Raw genomic sequence first — 21,642 nt, 5'->3', positions numbered from 1 at the left:
AAACCATCCGGGCGACCACTCATGCTCCGTCTCGGAGTTGTCGCGCCTGCAGGGCCAGCGAGAGCCAGACCGCGTCCTCGACCCCGTGGACCGAGCGGTCCAGCAGCGCCTCGATCCGGCCGATCCGGTTGAGCACGGTGTTTCGATGGCAGAACAACCCGGTGGCGGCGAGCTTCGCCGAACGGTTGGCCGCCAGCCACGCGTCGAGCGTCTCCAAGAGCAGGTCCCGCTCCGCCGCGGGCAGCGCGAGCAGCGGCCCCAGCGTCCGGTCCACCAAGCGTTCGGCCAGGTCGGGCGAGCGTACGAGGACCGCCTGCGGCAATCGGGAATCCAGCGACACCGCCCCCGGGCTGCCCTTCGGCAGGGTGCGCAACGCGGTCGCGGCGAGTTCCCGCGCCGCCACGACACCGCCGATACCCGACAGCACCGGCGATGCTCCCACCCGCGTGCACAGATCCGGGATCAACGCCTCCGCGACGGACTCCGCCGGGCGCCCTTCCAACGCCACCAGGCCGGTCAGCATGCCCTTCTCGATCCGCCACACCGATCGGATCCACTGCCGCGCCAGCGTCTCCTCGGGGCTCACGAGCTCGACCCGGCCTCGGATCCCCTCCCCCACCAGGACCACGTACGGTCCCGCTTCGGGTAAACCGAGCGTGCGCAGTGCCGTGTTCGCGAACGCCGGGTCCTCCCCCGCACCGCGGAACAGCTCGTCGACGAGCACGCGCCTGCGCTGCTCGTCGACCCGCAGGAGTTCCAGCTCGGTGCGGCGGTAGGAGTCGGAAAGCTTCGAGGAAACACCGTCGACGACCGTCCACACCGAGGTTCCGACGTCGAGCAGGGTTTCCGGGTCGACGTCGCCCTCGTCCCTGGCGGCCTGCAGCGCACTGGCCCACACCACTCGACCGCCCAGCCGGAAAGAGCGCAGCACCAGGTCCAGTGGCGCCCGCTGCTCGGCTCGTCGCCGTCCGGTTTCCCGCGCGGCGTCGTACGGATCGTCCCCGTCGGGCACGCGGCCACCGAGCAGTTCCAACACTCTGCCCAGGTTGGCTCGGCAGGACGAGCGGAGGTCGGGAGCGGCGGCGTGGTAGCTGGGGTTCTCGTTGAGGATGTCGGCGATGAGCCGATCGGTGACCCCGTCGAGGTCGATCAGCAGTGAACGCGCCAGTCGAGCCGCCGCCCCGGCTGCCGCATCCCCGTCCCGGACCACCTCGACCGACATGCCGAGACACTAGGCCAGCCCGCACCAGGAGACAATCCGCACGGCGGCACCGGCCTACTTCGACGGGACCGCCCCCGCGCCCCGGTGGCGAGTCCGCCTCACGTCCGGCGATCGGTGGGTGATCAGAAATCCTGGCTGGACTCGCTCGGCCGCCTGCGCTGCAGATGCAGCCGCCTGGCCAACCTGATGATCGGGCGCACCGCCAGTTCGATACTGCCGAGCAGGAACAGCCACGTTCCGAACGTGGCCGTCGACGGGCTGAAGAACAGCACGCTGCCCACGATGAACCAGAGGGCGATCAGGAAGTCGTTGGTGATGCTCAGCAGCTCGTAGCGCCGCCTGATCACCAGTTCTTCCGGCCCCATCCGCAGCACCCAGGAGTCCGGGGAAGGCTGTGCACCCATTCCCCGAGTGTCGCCCCGACGTCCCGGGGATGCCTGGGCGAGGCGGCGAATGGCCCACCCGCACCGAGGGCCCGTTCGTGGAGAAGTCGAGGACGCCCGGTCAGGCCACCGCACCGCCGGCTGCCCGGCCTGCGGCCCTGCCGGAGAACAGGCAACCACCGAGGAAGGTTCCCTCCAACGCGCGGTAGCCGTGGACGCCCCCACCACCGAAGCCCGCGACCTCCCCCGCCGCGTACAGCCCTGGGACCGGCGCTCCCGAAGCGCCCAGCACGCGTCCGGACAGGTCCGTCTCCGCGCCGCCCAACGTCTTCCGGGTGAGCACCGACAGCCGTACCGCCACCAGCGGACCCGCTTCCGGATCCAGCAACCGGTGCGGTTCCGCGACCCGGACGTGCCGGTCCACGGCGTAGCGACGCGCCTCGCGGATCGTCTGCACCTGGGCGTCCTTACCCAGTCCCGAGGTGACCTGGCGATCGCGGGCGATGATCTCGCGTTGCAGTTCCGCCGCATCGATCAGCGGTTCCCCGGTCAGCTCGTTCATGCCGCGAACCAGTTCCGGAACGCTCCGGCGCGTCACGAAGTCGGCTCCGTGCCGGATGAACTCCGCGATCGGCGCGGGAGTGCCGCCACCGCCCCGCTGCAGGAGTTTGCCGATGCTGCGCTCGGTCAGGTCCGGGTTCTGCTCGGAGCCCGACAGCGCGAACTCACGACTGATGATGCGCCGGTTGAGCACGAACCAGGTGTAGTCGTACCCGGTTCCGAGGATGTGCTCCATCGTGCCGAGCGTGTCCGCACCGGGGAAGAGGGGTCCGGGCAGCCGCTGTCCCCGCGCATCGAACCACATCGACGACGGCCCGGGCAGAATGCGGATGCCGTGCCCGCTCCACACCGGGGAGTGGTTGTGGATGCCTTCGGTGTAGTGCCACATCCGGTCTGGATTGATGACACGTCCGCCGGTGCGCTCGACGACCTCGAGCATCCGGCCGTCGACGTGATCCGGCACCCCGGAGATCATTCGCTCCGGCGGCGGCCCGTGACGCGTCGGCCAGTTCCGCCGCACCAGTTCGTGGTTGGCCCCGATACCGCCGGAGGTCACGACGACGGATTGGGCGTGCAGCTCGAATTCCCCGGTCCGCTCGCGGGAACTCGGTTCGCCGCGTGCGCTCCGGCTCGGCACGAGGACTTCGCCGCGTACCCCGTCGACGGTGCCGTCGGTGGTGAGCAGTTCACTGACACGGTGCCGGAACCGCAGGGAGACGAGTCCGCGTTCCTCGGCCCGGCGAACCCTCCGGAGGAACGGTTCGAGCACCCCAGGCCCGGTGCCCCACGTGACGTGGAAGCGGGGAACCGAGTTGCCGTGGCCGGTCGCCAGGTATCCCCCGCGCTCGGCCCATTGGACGAGGGGGAACATGCGCAGGCCCTGCTCGTGCAGCCAGGCACGCTTCTCCCCGGCGGCGAAGTCGACGTACGCCTCCGCCCAGCGGCGCGGCCAATGGTCCTCCGCCCGGTCGAAATCGGCCGACCCCATCCAGTCCTGCAGCGCGAGTTCGGGCGAATCCCGGATCCCCAACCTGCGTTGCTCGGGCGAATCGACGAGGAAGAGGCCCCCGAACGACCAGTGCGCCTGGCCACCGAGGGACGCCTCCGGTTCCTGGTCGAGCAGGATCACCCGACGTCCGGCGTCGGCGAGCTCCGCGGTGGCGACCAGCCCGGCGAGCCCAGCGCCCACGACGATGACGTCCGCGTCGAAACCCATGCTCGATCCCCTCGCCACCTACCAGCCGGTAACCACTGTCCGTGGGTTGTATACCGCAGTGGCCGCGGCGACGACAGAGGTTCGCCGATACCGAATCCACAGCGGACTTTTCGGCAGGAAAGCCATAAACCACACGGTTGGGGTGTATCCACCAGATTTCCTGGCTTCGCCCATGTCCACTTCGGGAGTCTGGACCCAGTCGGGCCGGTTCGGCCCAATCTCCCGCACTTCACCGGAGGGAACTCCCATGCCTGTCGCACCGCCGCCGCACCACCACTCGCGCACGTTCGACTCCGCCTCGGTCCGGACTCGCCCCGAACCGTTCGGCGCCACATTCCGGCAGACCGCGGCGAAAACGGCCACCGCTGTGCTGCTCGCGGCCGCATGCGTCCCGGCCGGAGGCGTGCTCGCGCACGCGGCGGATCAGGATTCGTGCCGATCCGGTTCGTTCTGCGCGTGGGGCGCCAACGAATTCCGCGGCCAAACGCACAAGACCACCCTGGAGGACACCGAGATGGAAACCTGCGTCGCACTCCCGGAAGGCCTTGAAGCCAGCTCGTTCGTCAACCGGACCGGCCACCCCGTGACGGTCTACCAGGATCCGCTCTGCGACACGCACGCGGATTTCAGCACCTATCCGTCCGAAACACACGTGCCGAACGCCCCGTACGTGGCCAGGGCCATCAAGGTCTGGTCGCACTGAGAACGTTCGGGCGAGCAGCCCGCACCGCGCCTTCGGCCCCGGGTCCGGCGGCCCCGGGTCCGGCGGCGCGGTGCGGGCTGCTTTCATCGGCGCAGAACGCGCATGAGCTCCAACAGCCTTTCCGCGGAAGCCGTCCAGGTGAACTCCGCCGCCCGGGTTCGAGCGAGTTCGACGAGTTCCGCCCGAAGCGCCCGGTCCTCCGTTTTGCGCACTGCTGCGGCGAATTCGTCCGGCGAACCGGGTTCGAAGAACAGGGCGTGGCCTCCGGTGACCTCGCGGAAAATCTCGAGATCGCTGCACACCACCGGAGTCCGCTCGTTCATCGCCTCGATGATCGGCAGCCCGAAACCCTCGTCCCGGGACGCGGTAACCAGCGCAGCGGCTCGCCGGAGCAGCCGTCGGTAGTCCGGTTCACTGATTCCTCGCCAGAAAACGACATCCACGCCCGGAGGCAGTCGGGCCGTCAGCTCCGCCTCACGCTCCACCGGAATCCGACTCAACAGGTGCAGCCGGTAACCGGGCAGATCGGCCATGCCGATCAGGAGAGTCTCCACGTTCTTGTACGGCATGAACGAACCCATGTACACGAGCTCGCGCGGACCCCCCGGGAACTCCGGATCCCCCGAACCCTCCCGGAGCCCGGGGGCCGCGGGCTTTTCGGGGGCCGCGGGCTTTTCGGGGACCACGGGCTTTTCGGGGACCACGGGCTCATCGGGGATCGTAGGCTCATCGGAATGATCGCCCTCGGTTGCCGGAATGTCCGGCACCGGCCCGGAAGGAGCGTTGGGAACGACGGTCACCGGTCGGCGAGTGAGCCGGTACTCGGCGATCAGCCGCTTGGTCGTCTCGCTCACCGTGACGACCGCATCCGCACGGTTGAGCAGAACCCGCTGCGGCCAGAACGCCTTGTGGTAAAGCCGCCACAGAATCCGTACCGGCAGCGGCAAGAACCCCGGCGGCTTCGGGTGCCGGTAGTAGATGAGGTCGTGCAGCGTGAGGATCAGCTGGTAGCCGCGTCCGACTCCACCGATCACCTGCAGCGGACTGAAGACGACGTCGGCGCCCAGCCTGTTCAGGGTCCGCGAGATCCACAGTTCCTTCGCCGAAAGCGGGCTGTTGACCTTCACGTGCGGAACACCCTCCGGCAGCAAGTGAAGTTGCCGCTCGTCGTGAATCAGCATCGTCACCGGATGGAGGCCGTGCAACGCCTCGATCAAACTCGCGCCGTACCTGCTGATCCCGTCGTGGGTGTCGGTTCGCGTCCAGCGCGCGTCGACGAACACCTTCAACGGTCGGCCTCCTGGATCACGCTTGCGCACCCGCGTCTTCTTGCCGAGCGGCGAGGAAACGATCGACCGCTTCGGCCGCGGCTCCCGGCGTCTCGTAGTGCACCAGGTGACCGACTTCCGGGATCACCACCAGCTCGGCGTCGACGATTCCGCTGAGCAGCTCGCGTTGACCGTCCAGCGGCGCGATCTCGTCGCTCTCACCGGCGATCAACAACGTTGGCACGCGCAGCCGATCCACGTAGTTGGCGACGGTGCGGGTCACCGATGCTTCATACGTCTGGCTCAGCAGCTCCGGACTGTGGAACCGGCTGAAGTGCCGGAGGTGGCTGTCGTAGACGTACTGCCGTATCCGTTTGTCCTTGCTGCGCATCATGGCGCGGCTGGCCACGAACACGGCCAGCTTGTTGGACAGCAGGGCCGTCCCGAGCCGGGGCGGCAGCGCATTGCCGAGCGCGTAGTACGCCGACGTCAGGCCGGTGAGTACCACGCGCGGACCGTTCAGCGGTGGACTCGCGATCGGGTTGATCAACACCAGGCGCCGCACGAACGCCGGAACGGTAGCGGCCACGTGCGCCGCGATCACGGACCCGAAGGAATGTCCGAGCAGGAAGACCGGTCGGTCCTGCGCTCCGAGCAGCTTCAGGATGCCCTCGACGACGTTGGCATAGCCCGCGACGTCGTGCGTGCGGTCCGGCATGGGACCGGACTCACCAAAGCCAGGCATATCGGGCACGACTACGCACCGACCGGGCAACCGGTCGACGATCAGTTCCAGCCCCTCGTGCGTTCCGCGCAGTCCGTGGATCATCACGATCGGTGGCGGCTGCCGGCCGCCTCCCCGAGGCCCCGCCGCATCGAGCAGCTCCTCGCGGTACACCCAGTAGTGCAGGTCGGTTCCGCAGATTCGTTCCACGCGCTCGACCGCGGGGGGACCGACATCCGGCATGACCATCCCGGATCAACTCGCCAGCTCGGAGTAGATCCGGTCGGGTTCGACGTCCTCGTTCGGGTCCAGCACGTGCCGGTAGATCGACTCGAAGTGCCCGAGCACCACGTCGATGTCGTGCTTGGAGACCACCCGGTCGCTCGCCGACCCCATTTCGTCGATGGTGGCGCGATCACTGACGACCTCGTCGATCGCGGCAGCCAGGGCGTGCACATCCCTCGCCGGATACAGGTAGCCGTTCCTCCCCTGCTCCACAAGGTGCGGCAGCGCCATCGCGTTGGCCAGCACGACCGGCGTCCCGGCCGACATCGCCTCCATCGTGGCCAGGCTCTGCAGCTCGGCGATGCTGGGCATGCAGAACAGGTCGGCTCGCGCGTAGGCATCCAGCAGTTCGTCGTCGTCTGCCAGTCCGGTGAAGTGCACCCGGTCGGCGATTCCGAGTTCGGCCGCGAGCTGTTCGAGCGACTCCCGGCAACTGCCGTCCCCGACGATCTCCAACCGGGTCGCGGCCTGCGTGCGCAGCAGTGACATCGCCCGGATCAGGTCGTCGACGTGCTTCTCCTCGTCGAGACGTCCGACGAACAGCACGGTGCGCACGTCCGGGTCCGGGTTGTTCTTCCGGTAGTCGGCCGCCCGCTGGCGGTACCGCGCGACGTCGATTCCGCAGGAGATCGGCAGCGCCTGCTCGTCGAAACCGTTGTCCTGCAGCAGTTGCACCGCGCGTGGTGTCGGTGCGGACACGACCTGCGCCTTGCTGTAGTGGCGAACGAGGTTGTGCCACAGCAGTCGCGCCCCGGCGGTTTGCAGCATCCGAGGGATCGGCAGGTAGCCGAAGATGTTCTCCGGCATGAAGTGGTTGGTGGCCACGAGTCCGATCCCGCGCCGCTTGGCCGCGTCGATGAGACCGCGCCCGATGAAGAAGTGCGATTGCGCGTGCACCACATCGGGACGGATCTCGTCGAGCAACGTGCTCGCCGCCTTGGACGCCTGCCAGGGAGCGCAGATCCGGAACGTGGGATGCGCGGGCGTCCGGTAGGACCCGACCCGGTGCACCGTCACACCTTCCTCTACGGAGGTGCTGGCGGTCCGGTCGACGGAGTGGCAGATGACGTGCACGTCGTGGCCACGCTTCGCCAGTCCGGTCGCCAGTCGATGACCGAAGTTGGCGGCGCCGTTGACGTCGGGCGGGTAAGTGACCGCACCGACCACGATGCGGAGCGGGCGCCTGCTGAACGCATGCGAGGTCAAGAGGAACTCCCGTCAGGACGATACGTCGAACTCGGCCCGGCAAGTTCACGGCTGCCGGTCGCGGTGGAGTGCACCAAGCGTTCGGCGGCCGGTTCCGAGCGATGTCTTGCGAGCGCGATCACACCCGCGCAGGCGATCACAGCGCACATGGCTTCGCCGGTGGCGGTCCAGGCTCCCACCTCGTCGGCTTCCCCCAGCAGGCCGATCCCGAGGCCTACCGCCACCAAGGGGTCGATCACGGTCAGGCAAGCCACCACCAGGTCCGGCGGGCCGCTGGCATAGGCGTGCTGCAGGAGCCAGCCGCCGACCACCATGGCCGCCACGATCCCGACCACGGGTAGCACGTTCACGTCCTGGAGCCCGGTCGTACCCAGCTGCTGCGTCACCGCGCGCATCAACAGCGAGACGAACCCGTACGCGACGGCGCATCCTGTCGCATACGCGATGCACCGCGTGTAGGAGGTGCTCAGGAAGCCGAGGACGCAGAGCGCGGCGACCGCGACGACCACCAGCTGAGTGGCGAGCAGCTGCGCGTCGGCGGGGACCGGCGTGGAGGTGGCACTGCCCGCCGCGAGCAGCACGAACGCGCTGACGCCGCCGGTCGCGGCGAGCACCGCCAGCACCAGGCCCGGCCTGACTCCCTGTGCGCCGGTGCTCCGACTGCGAGCACCGAAGACGACGGTGAGCGGCAGTGCCAGCACCCCGATCGGCTGTACCACGCTGAGTGGTGCCATCCCGAGGGCGCAGGCATGCAGGATCGCGCCGCTGCCGAGGGCCATCAGCCCCAGTCGCCACGTGTTGTTGCGGACGAGGTTCAGCTGATTCCGGACGCCGAGTCCCCGGTCACCGATCGTGTCGTGGACCGCCCCGTGTTGGAGCCGGGCGCCCGCGGCATTGCAGCACGCCCCCATAGCCGCGAGCAGGACTGCCAGCGTCATCATCCGATCCCCCAACGCAGCAGCAGCACCGTTCGACCACACATGGTGACAGCCTGCCGCCTCCGGCCGCCGACGAGATCGACCGTCGCAGTCGCGCTTTCGCGCTTCACAACCGTCCTCCCCGTCTCACGTGCGTGGTTCGAAGCGGTCTTCGCGAGCTTCGAGCTCTGCGTTCCCTCCTGGCCACCATCCACACCGTTCAATCTCGCCCGCCGCGGGCTCGCCCCACATCGGGGATTCGCCCTCGTATTCCCTGAGTCGTGCTACGTACGAGCACTCATGGCCGCATGGTCCCCGGCCGGACGCCCACTGTCCGAAAACTCGCATCCTGCCTGGCAGAAAGCGGTGCAAACGTTACTGCGTGGCCCGCCCCGCCCGTACGGGTAACCCGCTCGACCACCATCACACTCCGGCGCCGCTCGCCCACGGAAACTCAATTCGCGCAACTCTCGACGCACTCCCGACGAGGAGTCGGCGGACTCGTTCCCGTTCCGGCATCGGTGGGCCGATCGAGCACTCCGGCGGCACCGACGAGTCCGGACGAGCAGTGCGCGAGCCGGGGTCGGTTCCCCTGCCCCGCCGGTCGCCCATTCGTCGAACCGGCAGGACAGAGCGTCGAGCAGGAGCGGACTCCTCGCCCGCGGCCGGCGCCGCGCTCAGCGGGAGTCCACGCCATTCCACGCGGGCCTGCCGTGCCGGATTCGCGCCGCGCCGGTGCGCCGTCAGCCGGATCCATAGGCCCGACTCTAGGACAATCACACGTGCGGGTCGGCGGGCAACACTCGACTCGGGGTACGGAATCGCCGTCGAATCCCGGTGGGGCCGCCCGCGGGAATCAGCTTTCTCCCGCGCCCATTACCCGTCTACCTCGCCAATCGTCCATTTCAAGATCAACTCATGAAATGGACGGACGGTGACCAGGCCAACGTTAAGAAACATCACAACCGTTGACCCGAATCCGCAGAATGCGATCACGTGATCACGCAAGGTGATATGACGGCTTCGCGGGCCTCCGTTTCGCGAATCGCCGGACCCCGAGGATTCACCGGATTCCGTCCGGGCGGGAGGAGCCCGGTACCGGAACACGGCTCTCGACGGCCGCGTGGGTCAGCCAGGAATCCGCAGCACTTGGCCTGCGTAGATGAGATCGGGGTTCTGGAGCTCGTTGATCCGGGCGATCTCGCGCCAATCCACGCCCAGTTGTGCGCCGACGCCCGACAGCGAGTCACCCGGCTGAACGACGTACGTCGGAGCCTGGGGTGGCGGTGCTGGCCGGTCGGGCGGTGCCGGCCGGTCGGGTGGCGGCGGTTCTCCCCCACCGGTGAGGACCGGCAGGTCCACCATCGACACGTTGAGGTCGGTGTCACCCGCGATGCCGGGCACCCGGCCGTCCGAGGCGTGCTGGTGGAGGGCGACCCGGTCGGTCAGATACCCGGGCGCACCGGGCTCCCGGCCGTAGTGCGCCACCCAGAGGAAAATGCCCGGATCGACCCACGTGTCGGTACCGAGCTTGCCCTCGAACCAGGACGTCGACGCGTAGACCACGATCTCGTTGCGACCGGTATGACCACGGAGCGCGTCGATGAACCCCTTGATCCAGCCAGCCAGCTCCGGCCCCTCGGTCTCGATGTCCAGGCACGGTGGCAGGTTGCCCGGCGCGCTCGAATCCAGCCGGGCGAGCTGCCCGGCGAAATCGGCGGCGTCCTGCTGCGGCGAGTTCGTGTCCGGCCTCGCGAAGTGGTACAGCCCGGTCACCATGCCCGCGCCACGTGCTCCCGCCAACTGGGAGTCCAACGTCGGGCTGACGTAGCCGATCCCCTCCGTCGCCTTGATGTAGGCGAACGCGTGCCCAGCACCGCGAACCGCCGCCCAGTCGGGTTCTCCCTGGTACTTGGCTACATCGATTCCCGGAATGCGCACGGCCATTCCGACCCCCTAGTCGTCTGCCGCCGGTCGCTCCCGGCCGGCGCAGCTTTCGCACCGCCAACCTAACGGAGCGTGTCGAGCACGTAGTGCCGCCGATCAGGTCAAACGTGCCCCCGGATCGAGCGACATCGGGTCGGTCCGGCCACCGTGCGAGGTTCCCTGCTCTGTTCTGGTCGCACGAGTCGGCCACCGGATGCATGGTGGGGCGGGCTCGGTCCTTCGTCCGTTCGACGGCATTCCGCACGGGGAAGCAACCGCCTGCGAGGTCACGCGTCCATGGGAACAGCGGACCAAGTACGGACCCTCGCCGATTGAGCGGGGAGTGGGAGGTGGTCGTCATGACCCCGAACCGAACAAGAAGCACTACCCAGCGCACGTTCCAAGTCACCGGCGCACTGTTGGCCGCCGTAGTCCTCGCCGGCTGCGGTGCGGCATCCGAAACCGATGGCACGACGCTGCCCGTGCACAACGCGCAGCCACCCGCATCACCGCCGGGAGCGGAGAGTCCGGCCATCCCGTCGGCCACCGAGGATTCCGGCGCTGCTTCGAGCGCACAGCCGAAACCGCCCCCGCCGCGGACCTCCGCACCGGCGGAGGAAGTCACGAGGTGCCACACCTCGATGTTCTCCGGGTCGTTGGAGCCCGGACGACCGGGCGCGGGCCAGCGCTACGCCGAGCTGGTGCTGCGCAACACGAGCTCGGAGTCGTGCACGCTCTACGGGTACGGCGGTATGCAGCTCATCGGCAGCGACGGTGCTCCGCTACCGACCGATCTCGAACGTACCCCGAACCCGGGGCCGACCATGATCCGGTTGGATCCTGGTGAATCCGCGAGCTCCACCCTGCACTGGACGGTCGTGCCGCACGGCAACGAGCGGACCGACGGGCCGTGCCAGCCGACCCCGGAGCGTTTGGACGTGATTCCCCCGGACGAGACCGATTCGTTGAGCATCGGCTGGGAGTTCGGTCCGGTTTGCGGACACGGGTCGATCGACGGCAGCGCTTACCACCAGTGAGTTCGCCGGTCCGCCGGCAATCCAGCCCACCCTCGAACCGGTGCTCGTTCCGCGCCTGCGGAGCGGAGCGCTGGTCCGAGGTGCGGGGTGTGTGCTGGGGTTGTGCTCATGACGTCTGCGGAACGCGAAGTCTCCGGCTCGGCCGGTCGGCTCTTTGTCCGGACCTGGGAGCCACGAGCCCCGGAGTGGATAGCACTGCTGGTGCACGGGTACGGCGAGCACTCCGGCCGCTACGAATGGGTGGCCGAGCAGTTGACGGATGCCGGAGCCGTGGTCTGGGCCCCTGATCACGTGGGGCACGGCCACTCCGACGGCGAGCGAGTTCTGATCAAGGACGCGGAGTCGGTGGTCGCCGACCTCGACGTGGTGCGCGAAACGGTCGTCGGCGAACATCCGGGGCTGCCGGTCGTGCTCATCGGGCATTCCCTCGGTGGCATGTTCGCCGCGCGCTACGCGCAGTCGCACCAGGACGAGCTGGCCGCGGTCGTGCTCTCGGCACCCGTACTGGGCACCTGGTACGTCCTCGATCTGCTGGAGGGCGACGAGATCCCGGACACGCCGATAGATCCGGGGGCGCTGTCCCGCGATCCCGCGATGGGTTCGGACTACGTGGCCGATCCGCTGGTCTGGCACGGACCGTTCAAGCGGTCGACGCTGCGTGCGATCGACCGCTGCCTCGAGCACGTCAACGACGGACCGCCGCTGCGAGCGCCGACCTTGTGGCTGCACGGTGACGACGACGAGATCGTCCCCGAGGCCGACACCCGCACCGGCATCGACCGGGTCCGGGGACAGGACTTCCAGGAGCACATCTACGTGGGCGCGCGGCACGAGGTCTTCAACGAAACGAACCGGGCGGAGGTGCTCCGCGACCTGCTCACCTTCGTGCAACGGAAGCTGTCCACCTGATCGTGTTGACGACTACTCCACGTCACGGTTTTTGGTAGATACGGCGCGACCGCTGCCCGATCAGGTAAGGAATTGCCGGCTGTTTCGGCCGGCTCGGACGGCGGCGCGCTCCCGCCGCCACCCGTCCGTGTCGCCGCCGCGTTCTCGTCCGGTTGCAGGCCCCCTCGCCCCGGTGCAGCGTGATTGCGCCGTGGCCGAAGGTCACGCTCATCGGCGGTACCACGAGGACGAGGCGAAACCATGGACGACGTCAGCCGTGCACAGGACCTGATCGGCAGCACCGTGTACGACCAGGCGGGGAGCAGAATCGGCCGGGTCGACAACGTCTACCTCGACGATGCGACGAATCAGCCCGAATGGGTGACGGTCCGCATCGGGTTCTTCGGCACCAAGGAGTCATTCGTACCGTTGGCGGGGGCCTCCACCCGCTCGGACGGGCTCACGGTGACCGTTCCCAAGGACAAGGTCAAGACAGCGCCGCGCATCGAGACCGAGCAGGGCCACCTCTCCACCGAGAGCGGCCACGACCTCTACACCCACTACGGCCTGCGGCACGTTGCTCCCGGGGAACAGACCGCCCGCGGCAGGACCACAGCCCCCGAACAGCGAGCGGAGCCGCCGGTCCGGCACGAGGGCGGACAGAACCTCCGCGACGAGCTCGTCGGGCGGCACCGCAGGGAGGACTGACCGGCCCGGAACAGCCCTCCGTCCCGGAGCGAGCAGGCTCACGGTGGTCGAGGCTTCGACCACTTCCGCCGGATGCGGGAGAATGCGTCCCGCGATGGCTGAAGACACCGAGCTGGAACTATTGATCACCGTCCTCGTCGGGGCCGCCGACGAGGACGCGGCGCGCACCGCGTGCACCACGTTGCTGGATTCCACCGGCGGCCGACTCGTCGAATCCGGCGACTGCTCCGACGAGGAACCGGGCTGTTGGTCGGTGACCATCAGCCGTGCCGGGGAGCGCGGCGCGCCCGCGGGGCCTGCCACGCTGTCCAGGGCCGTGCGCGATCTCCTCCGCGAACTGGGGCCGGGTTACTCACGGCACCGGGTCTCCTGCGAACCACCCACGGCCTGGACCGTCATCGACGATCCCGAACTCCTCGACGCCCTGGTCGGCGGTGGCGAGCGGCTGCTGGTCGAGGCGTGGGCGGGCGGCTCGGAGCTCGGCTCTTCGCCAGGTTCCTGAAGCGATTCCCGCCGCGCGACCGGGGCGACCCCGTTCCCGCGCCGGCATCGACACGTCCGTTCAATCCACTGTGGACGGTTGTGGCGGATGCCCCGCGGACCGGGCGGCCCCAACTCCGCGCCACCGGCACCTCAGCGGCCGCTCCACGCTCCACCGCGCAGCCGTGATCACTTCGCGCCCTGCCGGACCGCGGCCGAACGGTGGACGCTAACTTGTGTGTCGGCACAAGACCGTCCGCGACGGGTAATCTCGACCACGTCGCGCATCCTGGAGGTCCGCAAGAACATGGCAGGCGTGGAAGAAGTTCGCGCAGGCATCGCTCTGGCCAATCAGAAGTCGTCCGAGAGCATCGCGGCTCTGCAGCAGGCGACGCTCGCGCTGGAGGAAGCCCAGCAAGCACTTTCCGAAGCCACCCAGGGCAGCAGCCAGGAAGAGATCCAGAACGCCTACGGAATGCTCGCCCAGGCTCTGCAGAGCCTCAGCGGCGTGCAGGGAACGATCAACGCCAGCATCGCATCCGCCGAAGGCTACGCGGGACGGCTGTAGCACCGTGTCGGCGCTCACCGAACTGCTCGGTCTGCTGCGGACCGCGGAAGACGGCCTCGACCAAGCGCGCGGTCAGCTGTCTCGTGGCCGGAAATCGTTGTCCGAGGCGGAGGCGGCACTGGCCGATATCGATCCCGAACACCCCGAAACGGTCGTACCTCCCGGCCTGCGACGAGCCGACGACGAGCTCGAACGAACCCAGCAGATCGTCGAGCAGGTGGCCGACACATTGCGCGAATTCTCGACCCGCTTGTGAGGAGCAGCCCGCGAATGCGCTGAGAACGTGCACCACGCACAGGAACGCAGTTCCGCCGGCGAATGGCCGCACGCCACCGGATCCAGGACCGGACCGGCCGTCCCGGTGCTAGCTTGATCGCTTCCAGCTACCGAGGTACCGAGGTGAGGTGTGCGTAACCGCAACGAGCGACGCAGCCGTATCGAAGCAGCCTTCGAACGCCTACGCTCCCGCGTGGCCACAGCCCTCGGAGCTGCCGAGAACGAGCGCGGGCGGGCGCACGCCGAATTCGCGCGGCAGCAATTCGCCCTGCGGATCGCGACCGGCGGCGTCGCCCAGGCACAGCGCGATCCGTCCGGCATCGAAGGCACCCCCGACCCGGTGTTCGACGCGGCGCTGCGGGAAGCGCTGCAGGAGCGGGAGCGGATCTACGAGGACTGGACCGAACACGGCCCCACCAAGCTGGCGGAACTGATCGCCTCGACCGCGACCGGCACGGCAGGCCTGCCCTGGCAGGACTGGCTCGGGCAGGCCGGAACCGCCGACATCACCACACCGCCGCCGGAACTGTGGCGAATCGGCTCCGCGCACATCCCCGACTCCCCCGATCCTCGACCGTTCCCGGTCGCGGTACCGATCCTCGACGAATCCCACCTGCGCATCACGACGTCGACGGAAACGGCCGAAACCGCCGAGGCCCTCGTCCAGGACCTGCTGCTGCGGATGCTCAGCCACTACCAGCCGGGGCTCGTGCGGGTGCACGTGTGGGACGTCGCGCAGCTCACCGGGACGCTGCCCGGCTTGTACCCGCTGACCAGGGCAGGCCTGCTCACCGCGCACGACCCGACCCGGCTGGACGAGATGCTCGAAGCACTCTCCGACCACATCCGCCGTATCCACACCAGCGCATTGCTCGGTGGCCACACCTCGTTGCGGTCGCTCGCCGCCGAGACCGGCCACCGGGGTGAGCCCTGGCGAGTGGCGGTGCTGTTCGGCAACGGCGAGCCGCTGCGGGACGAACAGCAGCAGCAGCTGCAACGAGTGGCCCGCAACGGGGTCGCCTGCGGCATCCACCTCATCGTGGTCGACCTGCCCATGACCGTGAACAGTTCGCTGGAGTCGGTGAGCTTCCTCGACTCCCGCACGGCCCGCACCAGCATGACCGGGCCGGAAGCGATCCTGCGACTCGACGACTCCCCGCCGCGCGACCAGGTGACCAGGGCGTGCTCGACGATCGCCGAAGCGTTCGCCGCCCGCCGCGCCCGAGTGCGGACGTTCGACGACCTGGTGCCCGACCGGCTGTGGAATCACCACTCCGCCGGTGGGCTGCAGGCTCCCGTCGGTTTCGACGAGGGCGAACCGGTGTGGATCACGTTGGGCGACGCCAGCCCGCACACCCTGATCGGCGGACCCAGCGGTTCGGGCAAGACCAACTTCCTCTACGGGATGCTCGGCGGCCTGACCGCTCGCTACTCCCCGGACGAGCTCGAGCTGTACCTGCTGGACTTCAAGGAGGGCGTGTCCTTCGCCCAGTTCACCCCCGGCAGGCGAGATCCCAGCTGGCTCCCGCACGCCCAGCTCGTGGGGGTCAACGTCAACACCGACCGCGAGTTCGGGCTGGCCCTGCTTCGCTTCCTGTCCACCGAGATGCGCAGGCGCGCGGACGCGGCCAAGGAGCACGAGGTCACCAAGCTCGAAGAGCTCCGGGCCGAAGATCCCGATGGGCGATGGCCGCGCATCGTCGCGGTGATCGACGAGTTCCAGTACCTGTTCGCCGAACGCGATTCGGTGTCCGCGCAGGCGACCACGTTGTTGGAGGACGTCGCCCGCCGCGGGCGGTCCCAGGGCATCCATCTGGTCCTGGCCAGCCAGGACGTTTCGGGGATCGAGGCGTTCTGGGGAAAGCCCGCGATCTTCGAGCAGTTCATCCTCCGAATCGCGCTGCCGAAGGCGCGCAGGGTGCTGGCCGACCAGAACTCCACCGCGGTGGACCTGCCCCGCTGGCACGCGGTCGTCAACCACGAGTCCGGGGTGCGGCACGGCAACGAGGTGGCTCGCATCCCCAATGCGACCACAAAGGACACTTTCGACGCCCTGCAGCAGCGAATGTGGGAGAGTCGAGCGGACAATTCCGAACCGCCACGGCTCTTCGACGGTTCCGTCCTGCCTTCTCTGTCGAGTATGGACGATTATGCCGCCCTCCGCCCCCAACGCGGGGTCGCCCCGAGGACGCTCCTCGGCAAGGTGATCGACGTGGACGGCACCGCCGCCGCCGTCCCCCTGGCCGGTTCGCCAGGGCGGAACGTCGCGGTGCTCGGGTCGGTCCAGGTCGACGCGACCAGCGTGCTCGGTGCCGCCTGCCTCTCGCTGGCGCGCCAGCACGAGCCCGGCACGATCAGGTTCACCATCGCCGGGCTGGTCGACGAAGCCGACGAGGACGTCCGGCGGGTCGTGGAGTCGCTGCGGCGAGCAGGCCACGAAGTCGACCTCGTGCGGCTCGACGGCATTCGGCCTGCGCTTTCCTCGCTGGCGGAGACCGTCGACACCCGGTCTTCCGGCTCGTCGGACGTCCGGCACTGCCTGGTCCTCTACGCGGCCGACGCCGCCCACGCGCTGCTCGAGCACAAGGACCCCGAAACGCGCGCCAGCGGCCAGGACCACCTCCGCAAGATCCTCAAGCAGGGCCCGGAGGTGCGCGTGCACACGATCGGCTGGTGGCGCAGCGCGCAGCGGCTGAAGAACAGCTTGGGCATGGGTCCCGTCGACGACATCGGCGCGTGGGTCGCCTTCGACGTGCACGGCCAGGAGCTGTCGGCCTTCGCCGCGGGACAGGTGGTCAACTGGTCGCCGCGTTCGCGTCGCGGGTTGTTCTTCGACCGGTTGACGCACTCGCGCCCCGAGGTCATCCTCCCGTTCGACCTGGGCGAGGCCGACCTGCCCGCTCCCTCCAACGCGGGGACGACCGATACGGGCAGGACTGATGCGCCTCCGGCGGACGGCCCACCCGCCGGAGAGGCCGGGTTCGACGCGTCTACCTCGGGAGCGAACCGGTGAGCGAGCCGCAGCGGGTACCGGCAGCGGTCCGGTACAAGGAGATCACCTCGCTGGCGACCAGCGCCGCCAAGCGGATGCGCGAGGTCGAACGGGAGAAGGCGACCGAGCTCGGCGAGCTGGTGGCCTCGGGTCGGGCGCGCACCGAGGAGGCGGACCGGCGGTACGAGTGGACGGTCCAGGAGGTGGAGTCCCGCTGGAACGCCGCGATGGAGGCTCTCTTCGAGGAGCGGTGGATGCGGGTGACGACGATGCCGGAGGCCGACTCGTCAGCGGTTCCGGACAACCCCGAAACCAGCGTCAACGCCGTGCAGAAGGCGTTCTACGACTTGTACCAGGCGGTCCGGGCTCCTCGCTGGTCGATGCGCCGGAAGCGCACGGATTCGAGCTGAGGCCTACCGTGCGGCAAGGGAACCTTTCTGCCACATGTGACAGAAAGGTTCCCTTGCTCGTGGCGGTCGCCCGGCCGAGGTTCCAGCCTGGCGGCGTTCGCGGGACGGCCGAATGCATGGCCGATTTCGGACATGAGGAGTAAAATTACGGAACGTAATAGTTCCGCATTGGAGGATTCGTGACCAACCAGGAAACGCCCGCGACCGGGGTCGAAGTACGCCTCGCCTCCCGCCCCACCGGCTGGCCCACCGACGAGAACTTCGACATCGTCGAAGCACCAGTCACCGCTCCCGGAGACGGCCAGATCCTCGTGCGCAACAAGGTGATGAGCGTGGACCCCGCCATGCGCGGGCGGATGAACAACCAGAAGTCCTACGTCCCGCCGTTCGAGGTGGGCAAGGCACTCGAGGGTGGCGCTGTCGGTGAGGTCGTCGCGTCCAACTCGGAGAAGTTCCAGCCCGGTCAGCACGTGCTGCACCAGGCCGGTTGGCGCGAATACGCGACGCTCGACGACAAGCGCGCCGTGCCGGTCTCGGCGGACGCGGCACCGCTGAACGCCTACCTCGGCGTGCTCGGCATGCCCGGCTTGACCGCCTATGCCGGACTCTTCCACGTGGCGAACTTCAAGGAAGGCGACACCGTGTTCGTCTCGGGCGCGGCGGGTGCGGTCGGCTCGCTCGTCGGACAGCTGGCCAAGCTCAACGGGGCCGCGAAGGTCATCGGCAGCGCGGGCTCGGCCGAGAAGGTCCGCTACGTGACCGAGGAACTCGGTTTCGACACCGCGTTCAACTACAAGGACGGGCCGGTGGCGGAGCAGCTCAAGGAGGCCGCACCTGAGGGCATCGACGTCTACTTCGACAACGTCGGCGGTGAACACCTCGAAGCCGCGATCGCCCGGATGAACGACTTCGGCCGGATCGCCGCCTGCGGTGCGATCTCGACGTACAACGCGAGCGAGCCGACCCCCGGGCCGCGCAACATGTTCATGTTCGTCTCGAAGAAGCTGACCCTCCAGGGCTTCATCGTGATCGACCACTTCCACCGCCAGGAGCAGTTCTTCGCCGATGTGGCGCCGCTGGTCCGCGATGGCAAGGTGCACTACGACGAGACCGTGGTGCAGGGTCTGCGCAACGCACCGGAGGCCTTCCTCGGCATGATGCGCGGGGAGAACACCGGCAAGATGCTGGTCACCATCGACTGACCGGCCCGGACGGGGTCGTACGCCCGGCGCTCCCAGGCACGGCAGCGCCCTTGCCCACGTCCCGTGGGCGTGCGACCCTTTACCCGCCGTGGTTCGCGTTCGGTTGCGCGTGCGCGGCACCGCACGCGCAACCGAAGGGATGTTCCCGGTACCCGATGCGGCCCGGCTCCCGGCATCGTCAGTCAGCGCGCTGCGCACTAGAGTGTTACACATGACGTCGCAACGTCACAGCAGCTCGTGCCAGCCCAGCTCGCGCCAACACACCTCGCGCCAACACACCGCGCCGCAGCACGATCCGCAACCGCGCGGCATCGGGCACGGCGGAAGCGCGGGCGCCGAGCTCCTCCGGCCCGCGACCAACCGGGTGGACGATGCCGCGCTCCTGCGGGCCGCGCACGAGTGCGTGCTCGACAACGGGGTCCGCCGCAGCACGCTCACCGAGATCGCACGCCGCGCCGGGGTCAGCCGGATGACCCTCTACCGCCGGTTTCCCGATGTCGGCAGCATGGTCACCGCGCTGATGACCACCGAGTTCTCCGACATCCTCCACCGGGCCCGATCTTCGGCGGGCACCGGCATCGCCCGGCAGCGCCTGGTCACCGCGCTGGTGACCAGCGTGCGACTCCTGCAGGAAGCCCCGTTGTTCCGCCGAGTACTCGAAACCGACGCCGAGTTGCTCCTGCCCTACCTGGTGGACCGGTTCGGCAGCGCCCAGCTGACCGCCGAGAGATTCCTGCGGGACTACGTCCTGGCCGGGCACGAGGACGGGTCGATCCGGCGGTCCGATCCGGCAGCCCAAACCCGAGTACTGCTCGTGATGGCCCAGTCGTTCGTCCTGTCCGTGAAGCCCGCCTCCAGCGGAACCGACATCGGGGCCGTGCGCGCGGAACTGGCGAGCCAGCTCAACGCCGCACTCCTTCCCACCGAGGCCGTCGCCCACCCATTCCAGCCCACCCACGGGGAAATGCTTTGAACACCACGCCGCTACCGGCCGGATCGCTGCGCGCGACCTCCCTCAACGCAGCTCGGCGAGCGAACGAACTTGCCGCGGTGGGCGATGGTCGCCCGGTGGACCTGGTCGTCGTCGGCGGTGGCGTGACCGGAACCGGAGTCGCACTGGACGCGGCGGCACGCGGGCTGTCGGTCGCCCTCGTCGAAGCCGAGGACCTCGGGTGGGGAACGTCCCGCTGGTCGACCAAACTCGTCCACGGTGGACTCCGCCACCTCGCGCACGGCGACCTCCCGCTCGCCCGTGAGAGCGCGGTCGAACGCGGGACCCTCATGACTCGCACCGCGCCGCATCTGGTGCGGCCCCTTCCGCAGCTCGTCCCGCTGCACCACAACGTGTCCCGGCGTACCGAGGCGACGCTCTCGGCCGGTCTGCGGACCGAGGACGCGCTGCGCCGGAGCGCCCGTACTCCGTCATCGGTGCTACCCGCGCCGCGACGAATCCCGGCCGTGGAAGCCGCTGCGCTGGTCCCCGGACTGCGGTCGGACGGCTTGCGGGGCGGGCTGCTGAGCTTCGACGGCCGGCTCACCGACGATGCCAGGCTCGTCGTGGCCCTCGCGCGCACCGCCGCCGGGTTCGGCGCCCGCATCCTCACGCGCGTCCGGATCGACGCGTTGGACCACGACGGGGCGGATGCGGTCGACCGGCACAGCGGTGAGTCGCTTCGGATCAACGCGCGTTCGGTGGTCAACGCGACCGGCGTGTGGGCCGGTGAACTTTCGCCCGAGGTACGGCTGCACGCCTCTCGCGGTTCGCATCTCGTGCTGGACGCGGCGGCGGCCGGGCTGGCCGGCACCTCGCTGGCCGTTCCGATGCCCGGAGGACCCGGCCGGTTCGCGCTGCTGCTCCCGCAACCGGACGGTCGCGCCTACCTGGGAGTGACCGACGAGCCGCTGGACGGCCCGATTCCCCCCGTTTCCGAAGTTCCCGAGGTCCCCGACTCCGATGTGGACTTCCTGCTCGGGGCGATGCGCGATGCGCTCGGCCGCCCGCTCGGCAGGGAACACGTGCTCGGCTCGTTCGCCGGGCTCTTCCCGCTGCTGGCCTCCGGCCCCGGAGCAGCCGGCGGCCGGATCCGGGCATTGCTCGGCCGATCGGACGAGTCCGACCTGTCCCGCAAGCACGCGGTGCTGACCTCGCCCGAAGGGGTCGTGACCGTCATCGGCGGCGAGCTCACCACGTATCGCAGGACGGCCGCCGACGCGGTGGACACCGCCGTGCGCGCCGCGGGACTGCACGCGGGTCCCTCGCGCACCACCGCCGTCCCGCTCGTCGGCGCGGCCCCGCGCGACTCGCTGGCGGCCGTCGAGGCCGATCCACGGCTGGTGAGCACGTACGGCACCGAGGCCACCCGGGTCGCGGCCATCGGCGAGCTCGACGCCGAACTGACTCGGCGCGTGTGCGCGGCATCGCCGCTGACCGCGGCCGAGGTGGTCTGGGCGGTCCGTCACGAAGGTGCGCTCGACGCCGATGACGTGCTGGATCGCCGCAGCCGGATCGGCCTCGTCGCGGCCGATCGGGCGGCGGCGGGCCCGACCGTCGAGGAGATCGTGCAGCGGGCACTGCACGGCGTGCTGGCCTGAAATGCCGGATTCTGCTCTGTTCCTCCACGGCAAAGCGGCCTGATCCGGCAGGATGGTCGTCGACAACCGGGCGACCAT

General features: G+C 69.0%; 20 protein-coding genes. 12 read left to right on the top strand and 8 right to left on the bottom strand.

All coding sequences use genetic code 11. The features are described 5' to 3' along the window. Nucleotides 1–19: 19 nt before the first annotated feature. The 3 genes from ACYVAN_RS07090 to ACYVAN_RS07080 all read right to left on the bottom strand — a co-directional run bounded on the left by ACYVAN_RS07090 (nt 20) and on the right by ACYVAN_RS07080 (nt 3,382). Entirely contained in the window at nt 20–1,222 is a 1,203-nt protein-coding gene (locus ACYVAN_RS07090) for a PucR family transcriptional regulator (RefSeq protein ID WP_460956929.1), read from the bottom strand. 122 nt (nt 1,223–1,344) lie between these two features. After that, a complete protein-coding gene (locus ACYVAN_RS07085) occupies nt 1,345–1,626 on the bottom strand; it encodes a YrhK family protein (protein WP_460956927.1) in 282 nt (93 codons plus the stop codon). 100 nt (nt 1,627–1,726) lie between these two features. Beyond that, nucleotides 1,727–3,382: an FAD-binding dehydrogenase gene (locus ACYVAN_RS07080; RefSeq protein ID WP_460956925.1), complete on the bottom strand. Its 1,656-nt coding sequence runs from the start codon at nt 3,380–3,382 to the stop codon at nt 1,727–1,729. A gap of 247 nt (nt 3,383–3,629) precedes the next feature. On the opposite strand from ACYVAN_RS07080, the gene ACYVAN_RS07075 reads away from it, so the two are divergent. Further along, complete coding sequence (locus ACYVAN_RS07075) at nt 3,630–4,085, top strand: peptidase inhibitor family I36 protein (protein ID WP_460956923.1); 456 nt, start codon at nt 3,630–3,632, stop codon at nt 4,083–4,085. Between the two features lie 83 nt (nt 4,086–4,168). Here the strand turns inward: ACYVAN_RS07075 and ACYVAN_RS07070 are convergent, their stop codons facing one another. The 5 genes from ACYVAN_RS07070 to ACYVAN_RS07050 all read right to left on the bottom strand — a co-directional run bounded on the left by ACYVAN_RS07070 (nt 4,169) and on the right by ACYVAN_RS07050 (nt 10,432). After that, on the bottom strand, nt 4,169–5,368 hold the full coding sequence (locus ACYVAN_RS07070; RefSeq protein ID WP_460957790.1) for a glycosyltransferase family 4 protein: 1,200 nt from the start codon (nt 5,366–5,368) through the stop codon (nt 4,169–4,171). A gap of 22 nt (nt 5,369–5,390) precedes the next feature. Continuing rightward, the gene (locus ACYVAN_RS07065) at nt 5,391–6,320 is read right to left on the bottom strand and encodes an alpha/beta fold hydrolase (protein ID WP_460956921.1); all 930 of its coding nucleotides are present in this window, start codon (nt 6,318–6,320) and stop codon (nt 5,391–5,393) included. A gap of 12 nt (nt 6,321–6,332) precedes the next feature. Then, the gene (locus ACYVAN_RS07060; RefSeq protein WP_460956919.1) at nt 6,333–7,568 is read right to left on the bottom strand and encodes a glycosyltransferase; all 1,236 of its coding nucleotides are present in this window, start codon (nt 7,566–7,568) and stop codon (nt 6,333–6,335) included. Then, nucleotides 7,565–8,506 (bottom strand): hypothetical protein, encoded by a 942-nt coding sequence (locus ACYVAN_RS07055; RefSeq protein ID WP_460956917.1) that lies wholly within the window; start codon nt 8,504–8,506, stop codon nt 7,565–7,567. Before ACYVAN_RS07055 ends, ACYVAN_RS07060 begins: the two co-directional genes overlap by 4 nt. Nucleotides 8,507–9,613: 1,107 nt before the next feature. Next, nucleotides 9,614–10,432, bottom strand: a complete 819-nt coding sequence (locus ACYVAN_RS07050) for a GH25 family lysozyme (RefSeq protein WP_460956915.1) — start codon at nt 10,430–10,432, stop codon at nt 9,614–9,616. A gap of 338 nt (nt 10,433–10,770) precedes the next feature. On the opposite strand from ACYVAN_RS07050, the gene ACYVAN_RS07045 reads away from it, so the two are divergent. The 11 genes from ACYVAN_RS07045 (at nt 10,771) to ACYVAN_RS06995 (ending at nt 21,564) form a co-directional block, all read left to right on the top strand. Then, nucleotides 10,771–11,448: a DUF4232 domain-containing protein gene (locus ACYVAN_RS07045; protein WP_460956913.1), complete on the top strand. Its 678-nt coding sequence runs from the start codon at nt 10,771–10,773 to the stop codon at nt 11,446–11,448. Nucleotides 11,449–11,556: 108 nt separating this feature from the next. Continuing rightward, nucleotides 11,557–12,357 (top strand): lysophospholipase, encoded by an 801-nt coding sequence (locus ACYVAN_RS07040; RefSeq protein ID WP_460956911.1) that lies wholly within the window; start codon nt 11,557–11,559, stop codon nt 12,355–12,357. A gap of 240 nt (nt 12,358–12,597) precedes the next feature. Next, nucleotides 12,598–13,044, top strand: a complete 447-nt coding sequence (locus tag ACYVAN_RS07035; protein ID WP_460956909.1) for a PRC-barrel domain-containing protein — start codon at nt 12,598–12,600, stop codon at nt 13,042–13,044. A gap of 94 nt (nt 13,045–13,138) precedes the next feature. Next, the gene (locus tag ACYVAN_RS07030) at nt 13,139–13,546 is read left to right on the top strand and encodes a hypothetical protein (RefSeq protein ID WP_460956907.1); all 408 of its coding nucleotides are present in this window, start codon (nt 13,139–13,141) and stop codon (nt 13,544–13,546) included. 216 nt (nt 13,547–13,762) lie between these two features. After that, nucleotides 13,763–14,092 (top strand): hypothetical protein, encoded by a 330-nt coding sequence (locus tag ACYVAN_RS07025; RefSeq protein ID WP_460956905.1) that lies wholly within the window; start codon nt 13,763–13,765, stop codon nt 14,090–14,092. A 4-nt stretch (nt 14,093–14,096) separates the two neighbouring features. After that, a complete protein-coding gene (locus ACYVAN_RS07020; RefSeq protein WP_460956903.1) occupies nt 14,097–14,348 on the top strand; it encodes a hypothetical protein in 252 nt (83 codons plus the stop codon). Between the two features lie 150 nt (nt 14,349–14,498). Then, nucleotides 14,499–17,381 (top strand): FtsK/SpoIIIE domain-containing protein, encoded by a 2,883-nt coding sequence (locus ACYVAN_RS07015; protein WP_460956901.1) that lies wholly within the window; start codon nt 14,499–14,501, stop codon nt 17,379–17,381. Beyond that, a complete protein-coding gene (locus tag ACYVAN_RS07010; protein ID WP_460956900.1) occupies nt 17,378–17,770 on the top strand; it encodes a hypothetical protein in 393 nt (130 codons plus the stop codon). The genes ACYVAN_RS07015 and ACYVAN_RS07010 overlap by 4 nt, the downstream gene beginning before the upstream one ends. Nucleotides 17,771–17,949: 179 nt before the next feature. Further along, nucleotides 17,950–18,972: an NADP-dependent oxidoreductase gene (locus tag ACYVAN_RS07005; RefSeq protein WP_460956898.1), complete on the top strand. Its 1,023-nt coding sequence runs from the start codon at nt 17,950–17,952 to the stop codon at nt 18,970–18,972. Nucleotides 18,973–19,183: 211 nt separating this feature from the next. Beyond that, nucleotides 19,184–19,945: a TetR/AcrR family transcriptional regulator gene (locus tag ACYVAN_RS07000; RefSeq protein ID WP_460956896.1), complete on the top strand. Its 762-nt coding sequence runs from the start codon at nt 19,184–19,186 to the stop codon at nt 19,943–19,945. Further along, a complete protein-coding gene (locus ACYVAN_RS06995; protein ID WP_460956894.1) occupies nt 19,942–21,564 on the top strand; it encodes a glycerol-3-phosphate dehydrogenase/oxidase in 1,623 nt (540 codons plus the stop codon). The genes ACYVAN_RS07000 and ACYVAN_RS06995 overlap by 4 nt, the downstream gene beginning before the upstream one ends. Nucleotides 21,565–21,642 lie beyond the last annotated feature (78 nt).

Source organism: Parasphingorhabdus pacifica, from assembly GCF_054779195.1.
The sequence above is the reverse complement of the archived record's forward strand: the minus strand, read 5'-3'. Positions and strand labels throughout refer to the sequence as shown.